This window comes from Pseudomonas sp. SDO5522_S412 (genome assembly GCF_054071215.1).
Genome location: NZ_JBSVWQ010000258.1, coordinates 1 through 7660 on the forward strand (window position 1 = coordinate 1; position 7660 = coordinate 7660).

The window sequence follows — 7660 nt, forward strand, 5'->3', positions numbered from 1 at the left end:
GACATATCCAGCGCCTGACACACCGCCTTCGCGAGCAAGCCCGCTCCCACATTTTATCGGTGGTGGCCTCAGGCATCCTGCAGGATCAGATCCGCGCCCTTCTCCGCCACCATCAACACCGCCGCATGGGTATTGCCCGAGGTCACGTTGGGGAAAATCGACGCATCGACAATCCGCAGCCCTTGCATCCCGTGCACCTTCAGGCGCTTGTCCACCACCGACACCAGCGGGTCCGAGCCCATGGCGCAAGAGCCACACAGGTGATAGATCGAGCCACTGTTCTCGCGGAAGTACTGCAGCATCTGCTCATCGGTTTGCACCGCCGGCCCCGGCAATACCTCGGCCACCGTCACGCCCTTGAGCGCCGGCGCCTGCATGATCTTGCGCATCAGCCGGCTGCCCTGGATCACCTCGTCGATGTCCTTCCGGGTACTCAGGTAGTTGGGGTCGATCAAGGCCGCGTCCCGTGGGTTTTTCGAGGCGATGCGGATCGTCCCGCGGCTGGTAGGCCGGCACGGGTTGAAGCACAGCAGGAAGCCTGAATACGGCTCGGGCTTGAGGCTGGCCTTGTTGTTTTTCGGGATCTGGTACGACAGCGGGTTGAAGTACAGCTGCAGATTGGGGTGCGCCTGCCCTTCGTTGCCGCGAAAGAACCCGCCGGCCTGGTTGACGCTCATGGCCAGCGCGCCCTTGCGGGTCAGCAGGTATTTGAGGCCGAGTTTGAACTGGCCAAACAGCGAACTGAGCTGGTCGTTCAGGGTCGGGATATTGGCCTTGTAGTAATAACTGGCGCAGAGGTGGTCCTGCAGGTTCTGCCCCACTGCAGGCAGGTCCTTGACCAGCGGGATGTTGTGTTCGGCGAGCAATTGCTTGTCCGCCACACCCGACAGTTGCAGGATCTTCGGCGTATCCACCGCCCCGGCGCACAGGATCACCTCCTTGCGCGCGGTAAAGGTGCGAACCACGCCGTGCTGGGTCACGCTGATGCCGGTGGCGCGCTGCTGATCGTCGAACAGCACGCGGTCTACCAGCGCATGCAACTCCACGGTCAGGTTCGGCCTACCCAACGCCGGGTGCAGGTGCGCAAAGCTGCTGGAGCAGCGCTCACCGTTGCGGGTGTTGACGTCGTAGAGGCCCGCACCTTCGAAGTTCGGCCCGTTGAAGTCATCGCTCAGGCCATAGCCCAATTGCTCGCAGCCCTTGAGAAATACATCGCAGATGGCATGGGTCTGGCCCTTCATCGGGGTGATGCTGATGGGGCCGCTGCTGCCGTGGTATTCGGTGTCGCCCAGGGGGTGATTTTCCAGCTTGCGGAAGTACGGCAGCACGTCCTTGAAGCCCCAGCCGTCGTTGCCATTGGCCGCCCAGTCATCGAAATCATGGGCCTGGCCGCGCACGTAGATCATGGCGTTGATCGAGCCGGAACCGCCCTGCACCTTGCCCCGCGGGGCATAGATGGCACGGTCGGCCAGCTGTTTTTGCGGCTGGCTGTAGTACATCCAGTTGAAGGTCGGGTTGTAGTACATCTTGGCGAAACCGACCGGGATCTTGAACCACCAGGAGCTGTCCTTGCCGCCGGCTTCCAGCAGCAATACCGAATGCTCGCCCGAGGCGGAGAGTCGGTTGGCCAGGACGCAACCTGCGGCGCCGGCGCCGGCGATGATGTAGTCGTATGTCATTCACGGTTACCGCATAAGTCGTTTTTTTTAGCCCTTGGCGGGCGAAGTGTCTTTCACGTCAGCAGGCGTGGGCGCCATTTGCAGGTGCAGCCGCTCGCCGGTGTACGGCGTGTGCTTGCGCACCACGTCCATGTTCAGCTCCACCCCAAGTCCCGGCTCGGTGGACGGGATGATGTAGCCGTCCTCCCATTGCAGCGGCTTGGTCAGCACTTCGGCATGGAAACCGCCCCAGGTCATGATGCTTTCCTGGATCAGGAAGTTCGGCGTGCACGTGGCTAACTGGAAACTCGCCGCTGCGCCGATCGGTCCGTTGTACAGGTGCGGGGCGATCTGCGCGTAGTAGGCCTCGGCCATGCTCGCGATTTTCTTGGCTTCCAGCAGGCCGCCGCAGCGGGCCACGTTCATTTGCAGGATCGATGCACCACCGGCCTGCAAGAGCTTGAAGAACTCGTACTTGGTGGTCAGGCGCTCGCCGGTGGCGATGGGAATGCTGGTCTTCGCCGCGACCTGGGCCATGGCCTCTTCCTGGCCTGGTGGCACCGGTTCTTCGAACCACAGCGGGTCGTATTTCTCCAGGCGCTTGGCCAGGCGAATCGCCGACGACGGCACCATCTGCCCGTGGGTGCCGAACAGCAGGTCGCACTTGTCGCCCACCGCCTCGCGAATCTTGCGGCAGAAGGTTTCGCAGCGTTCCAGCACTTCCAGGGAGATCTGGTGGCCGGAGTACGCGGTGTACGGGCCTGCCGGGTCGAACTTCACGGCGGTGAAGCCCTTGTTCATGTTCTCGATCGCGCATTCGGCGGCCAGGTCCGGGTCGTCGTAGTCGTACTCGCCCTTGCTGTTGACCGGGTACAGGTAGGTGTAGGAACGCAGGCGTTCGTTGACCTTGCCCCCCAGCAACTCATAGACCGGTTTGTTGGCGGCCTTGCCGATGATGTCCCAGCAGGCCATTTCCAAGCCGCTGACCACCCCCATCATGGTCAGATCGGGGCGCTGGGTGAAACCGCTGGAGTACGCCTGGCGGAAGAAGCGCTCGATGTGGTGCGGGTCGTGGTTGAGCAGGTAGCGCTCGAACACGTCCTCGATGATCGGCAGCATGGCCTTGGGGCCGAAGGTGGCGGCGTAGATCTCGCCCACGCCTTCGATGCCGCAGTCGGTTTTCAGTTTGACGAACAGCCAGTACATGCCGCCGATGTGCGGCGGCGGTACGGCGACAATATGGGTTTCAAGGGCGACGATTTTCATCTCAGGCACCTGTCTGGTTGAATTTTTTACGATTGATCCGGGCGCGCAAGGTCAGGGCCGCGAGGGTCCCGAGCACGCCGATGAAGGCGATGTAGCCGAAGTACAGGTTGTAGCCGACCTGCCCCGGGTATGTGTCGGTGAGGTAGCCATTGATCAGCGGGATAAAGGTGTCCGGCAGGTAACCCACCACCGAGACGATGCCGATGGCCAGGCCGGTGATGCGCAGCGGGATGTCGCAGCTGTCGAGGATCGCCCAGTACAGGCCGCGAATCGCGTAGGTCATCAGGCCGATAAAGATCACCGTGCCGATCAGCAAGCCGAGGCTGCCAATGGCCGGGAACACGATCAGGCCGACCATCGCCAGGGTCACCAGCAGCAGCGCGACGATCAGCACCGAGATGTTCGAAAACTTGTCCCCCAGCCAGCCGCCGCCGATCCCGCCGATGGGTCGCATCCACAACTTGATGGTGGTGATGGTGCCGGCCATCACGGCGGTCATGCCGCTGCCTTGCAGGTAATCGGAGAAGCTGTAGGTGGCCCAGAACATGTGGTAACCGCAGAACACGATGGCGGTCACCAGCCACAGCTCGGGGATTTTCACCAGGGTGGTGAGGTCGGCGATCAGGTTGAACTTGCCCTTCTCGACCGCCGCAGTTTCGGCCATGGACTTGGGGTCCTTGAGCAGAACCAGCACACAACCAATGGCGATACACACGAACGAATACAGGTAGACCACGTGCTTGAAGCCTTCGGCCGCAGTTTGGCTGCGGGTCTCGGTGGCGTAGGCGAACAGCCCCAGGGCCACGGTCGCCAGCAAGGCTTCCACCAGGCCACGGCCGCCGTCGAGGATGCCGAAGAAACGGCCCTGCTCACTGTGATGGGCGATCATCTTCACCCGCTTGAGCACCGAAGCCCAGAAGGTCAGGCCGGTGGTCAGGCCCCAGCAGCCGAAGATGATCATCAGGCCGGTCATCGACGGCACAGTGGAGTACCAGATACCCAGGGCCCCGGTGGCCACCAACGAAAAGAAGATCAGGAAGCGTGGCGGCAGGCGATCGGCCAACCAGCCGCTCGGCAGGTAGCTGAGCAGGAAGATCGTACCGAGCATCGAGTACAGATAACCCAGCTGGCTGTGGTTGATCTGGAACACCTCGAGCATGGTGGTCTGGTAGACCTGGCGCAGGTAGAGGATCGGGTAGATCGCCCCGGCAGCCAGTACCAGCAACATCAATTGGAAGTAGCGACTGGCCTTGTCGCTTTTAGCCGCGGACACGGCATCGAAACCCTGGGCAACGGGTGCAGGCTTGGACATCTTGTAGACCTCGGGCACCCACTGAGCAGGTGCCCCGATAATTGTTTTTATTGAGGTAAAGCCGGTGATCGGTGAATCAGTACTTCATGACCACCAAACGGGTCTGGGTGAATTCAAGCATCCCGTGCTTGCCGTCATCGCCGCCCAGCCCTGAGCGTTTCCAGCCGGCGTGGAAACCCTGGTAAGGGTCGGCCGGGGTGCGATTGACGTACAACTCGCCGGCCTCGATGGCGTTGGCGACTTTCATGGCCGTGCGGTAGTTCTCGGTATAGAGCACCGACGACAGGCCGAACTGGTGATCGTTGGCCATGGCCAGCGCTTCGTCGATATCGCGGTACTTGAGCACCGGCAGCACCGGGCCGAAGATTTCTTCCTGGATGATTTCCATGTCCTGGCGGCAGGCGCTTAGCAGCGTCGGCGGGTAGAAATGGCCCGGACCTTCGGGGAGTACGCCGCCTGTTTCCAGTACAGCACCGTCGGCGATGGCGCGCTCGACCATGGCGTGAATATTCTGCCGGGAGCTGGCGTTGACCAGTGGGCCCATCAGGCCCGCATCCGTGGCACGGTCACCGAATTTGACGGCGCCGATCTTGGCCTTGAGCAGGGCCAGGAATCGGTCATAGACGCTTTCCTGCACATACACCCGCTCGACGGCCGTGCACAGTTGGCCGCAGTGGGTGGTCTTGGAAGCGATGATGTCGCTGGCGGCTTTTTCCAGGTCGGCGTCGGCCTCGATGATCGCCGGGGTCTTGCCGCCCAGCTCCAGGGACGGCTTGGCGATGTTGGCCTTGCAGTAGTCGAGCACGATGCGCCCGGCGTTGACGCTGCCGGTCAGGGTGATCAGGCCCACGGCCTTGTGGGTGCACAGGGCGGCGGCGGTGGCGTGGTCCATGGTCAGGATGTTGATCACGCCGGCCGGCATGCCCGACTGCTCGACGGCACGGGCGATTTCAAAGGCGGACAACGGCGTGTTGTTGCTTGGGCGCACCACCACGGTGTTGCCGGCAATCAGCGCCGGGGCAATTTTGCGCAGCAGGGTATAGACCGGGTAGTTGAACGGAATCAGGCAAGCCACGACGCCAATGGGCTCGCGTTGCAGGAACAGGTTTTCGTCCGGGGTGTCGCTGGGGATGATTTCGCCTTCGATGCGGCGTGCCCATTCGGCGTGGTAGCGGGTGATCTGGGCGGCGTAGCGCGCTTCGTTGCTGGCGTCGTCGAGGCTTTTGCCGGATTCGCTGGCCAGCGCCCGGCCTATGCTTTCAGCGCAGGTTTCGAGGGCGGCGGCGAAAGCCCGCAGGTGTTCGGCGCGCTGGATGCTGGTGAGCTTGCCCCAGGTTTTCTGTGCGCTGGCGGCGGCATCGACGGCCGCAATGGCTTCATCAGGGGTGGCGGCGGACACCCGGCCTACCTGGGCCTCGGTCGCGGGGTTGTAGACCGCGATTTGGGCGGTGCTGGCAGGTTCGGCGAAGTGGCCGTTGTAAAAGTTGCGCTCGATTTGCATATGGTTTTTTGCCCAATCGTTGTTGTTTTGCGAGTGACTTGCAGTTTTGTCATTGGGCGGGGGTTGGACAAACGATTTATTGACGGGGGTAACGTGCGAAAAATGCAGGTTAGTGGCTGATCCGTATTAATGACCCGGGTCTGAGTCTGTATTGTTCTACCCATACTTCCTACAGTGCCGCCCACTTGGAACCGTGGGAGGACTAAGCATGCAACCACCATCAACCGCACAGGCCTACAACTACAAGGTCGTGCGTCAATTCGTCATTGCAACCATCGTCTGGGGCGTGGTCGGCATGGCCATGGGCGTGTGGATCGCCTCGCAACTGGTGTGGCCCGAGATGAACCTCGACCTGCCGTGGACCACCTTCGGTCGCCTGCGCCCGCTGCACACCAGCCTGGTGATTTTCGGCTTTGCCGGCAGCGCGCAATTCGCCGCCAGCTACTACGCAGTACAGCGCACCTGCCAGGTACGGCTGTACTCGGACAAGCTCGCTGCCTTTACCTTTTGGGGCTGGCAGTCGGTGATCGTGATCATGCTGGTCAGCCTGCCACTGGGTTACACCACCACCAAGGAATACGCCGAGATCGAGTTCAGCGGCGCGGTGTGGATGACCGTGGTGTGGGTGGCCTATGCGATCGTGTTTTTCACCACTGTGGTGCAGCGCAAGACCCAGCACATCTACGTCGGCAACTGGTTCTTCGGTGCGTTCATCGTGGTGATCGCCATGCTGCACGTGGTCAATCACCTGTCGATCCCGGTGGACTGGTTCAAGTCCTACCCGGTGTATTCCGGGGCCACCGACGCGATGGTGCAGTGGTGGTACGGGCACAACGCCGTGGGGTTCTTCCTGACCACCGGTTTCCTGGGGATGATGTACTACTTCGTGCCGAAGCAGGTCGGGCGGCCGGTGTATTCCTATCGCCTGTCCATCGTGCACTTCTGGGCGCTGATCACCCTGTACATCTGGGCCGGTCCGCACCACCTGCACTACACCGCGCTGCCGGACTGGGCGCAGTCGCTGGGGATGGCGATGTCGCTGATCCTGCTGGCGCCGAGCTGGGGCGGGATGATCAACGGCATGATGACGCTTTCCGGGGCCTGGCATAAATTGCGCACCGACCCGATCCTGCGCTTCCTGGTGCTGTCGCTGGCGTTCTACGGGATGTCGACCTTTGAAGGGCCGATGATGGCGATCAAGACCGTCAACGCCCTCTCCCATTACACCGACTGGACCATCGGCCACGTCCACGCCGGCGCCCTGGGCTGGGTGGCGATGATCACGTTTGGCTCGCTGTACCACATGATCCCGAAAATCTTCGGGCGCGCGCAGATGCACAGTGTGGGGCTGATCAATATGCACTTCTGGCTGGCGACCATTGGCACGGTGCTGTACATCGCGTCGATGTGGGTCAACGGCATCACCCAGGGCCTGATGTGGCGGGCGGTGAACGATGACGGCACCCTCACCTACTCGTTTGTGGAAGCGTTACAGGCCAGCCATCCGGGATTTGTGGTGCGATTCGTCGGCGGGGTGTTCTTCCTCAGCGGCATGTTGCTGATGGCGTACAACACCTGGCGCACCGTGCGTGTGGCGGATTTGAAGGTGGCGCAGCTTGACGCGCAGATCGCCTGATGTGGGAGATAGCGCTGAACCTGGCGGCGGTGATCGGCCTGTATGGCGCGGTGGAGTATTGCCTGCGGGGCCAGTCGAAGGAGAGCCTGGATGAGGCCAGCCTGATGCCGTTCGCCGATGACCCGGAAGTGGCACGGCGGGTGGAGCTGGCCACGGGCAAGCGGGTCAACGCGGTGGCGCCTGAGGAAACAAAGCAGGACTGGGGCAATATAGAGATCTAATTGTGGGAGCGGGCTTGCTCGCGAATGCGGTGGTTCAGTCAACATATACAGCGACTGACACACCGC

The 7660-nt window shown here is 61.9% G+C and carries 6 protein-coding genes; 2 read left to right on the top strand and 4 right to left on the bottom strand.

Annotation, left to right across the window (positions count from 1 at the left end):
- Nucleotides 1-68: 68 nt before the first annotated feature.
- The 4 genes from ACW9I6_RS28720 to aldA all read right to left on the bottom strand — a co-directional run bounded on the left by ACW9I6_RS28720 (nucleotide 69) and on the right by aldA (nucleotide 5737).
- Complete coding sequence (locus tag ACW9I6_RS28720) at nucleotides 69-1679, bottom strand: GMC family oxidoreductase (RefSeq protein ID WP_177035526.1); 1611 nt, start codon at nucleotides 1677-1679, stop codon at nucleotides 69-71.
- Nucleotides 1680-1706: 27 nt separating this feature from the next.
- Entirely contained in the window at nucleotides 1707-2924 is a 1218-nt protein-coding gene (locus ACW9I6_RS28725) for a mandelate racemase/muconate lactonizing enzyme family protein (protein ID WP_008432553.1), read from the bottom strand.
- A gap of 1 nt (nucleotide 2925) precedes the next feature.
- Nucleotides 2926-4236 (bottom strand): MFS transporter, encoded by a 1311-nt coding sequence (locus ACW9I6_RS28730; RefSeq protein ID WP_003212550.1) that lies wholly within the window; start codon nucleotides 4234-4236, stop codon nucleotides 2926-2928.
- Nucleotides 4237-4312: 76 nt separating this feature from the next.
- Complete coding sequence (gene aldA / locus ACW9I6_RS28735; protein ID WP_003212551.1) at nucleotides 4313-5737, bottom strand: aldehyde dehydrogenase; 1425 nt, start codon at nucleotides 5735-5737, stop codon at nucleotides 4313-4315.
- Nucleotides 5738-5945: 208 nt separating this feature from the next.
- On the opposite strand from aldA, the gene ccoN reads away from it, so the two are divergent.
- Both ccoN and ACW9I6_RS28745 read left to right on the top strand, forming a co-directional pair.
- Nucleotides 5946-7373, top strand: a complete 1428-nt coding sequence (gene ccoN / locus ACW9I6_RS28740) for a cytochrome-c oxidase, cbb3-type subunit I (protein WP_008432550.1) — start codon at nucleotides 5946-5948, stop codon at nucleotides 7371-7373.
- Nucleotides 7373-7594: a cbb3-type cytochrome c oxidase subunit 3 gene (locus ACW9I6_RS28745; RefSeq protein WP_017480401.1), complete on the top strand. Its 222-nt coding sequence runs from the start codon at nucleotides 7373-7375 to the stop codon at nucleotides 7592-7594. The genes ccoN and ACW9I6_RS28745 overlap by 1 nt, the downstream gene beginning before the upstream one ends.
- The last annotated feature ends 66 nt before the right edge of the window (nucleotides 7595-7660 follow it).

What these genes read in the sequence shown, in the direction of transcription:
- ACW9I6_RS28720 (WP_177035526.1), bottom strand. Translation starts at nt 1,679, where the DNA reads ATGACATACGACTACATCATCGCCGGCGCCGGCGCCGCAGGTTGCGTC.
- ACW9I6_RS28725 (WP_008432553.1), bottom strand. Translation starts at nt 2,924, where the DNA reads ATGAAAATCGTCGCCCTTGAAACCCATATTGTCGCCGTACCGCCGCCG.
- ACW9I6_RS28730 (WP_003212550.1), bottom strand. Translation starts at nt 4,236, where the DNA reads ATGTCCAAGCCTGCACCCGTTGCCCAGGGTTTCGATGCCGTGTCCGCG.
- aldA (WP_003212551.1), bottom strand. Translation starts at nt 5,737, where the DNA reads ATGCAAATCGAGCGCAACTTTTACAACGGCCACTTCGCCGAACCTGCC.
- ccoN (WP_008432550.1), top strand. Translation starts at nt 5,946, where the DNA reads ATGCAACCACCATCAACCGCACAGGCCTACAACTACAAGGTCGTGCGT.
- ACW9I6_RS28745 (WP_017480401.1), top strand. Translation starts at nt 7,373, where the DNA reads ATGTGGGAGATAGCGCTGAACCTGGCGGCGGTGATCGGCCTGTATGGC.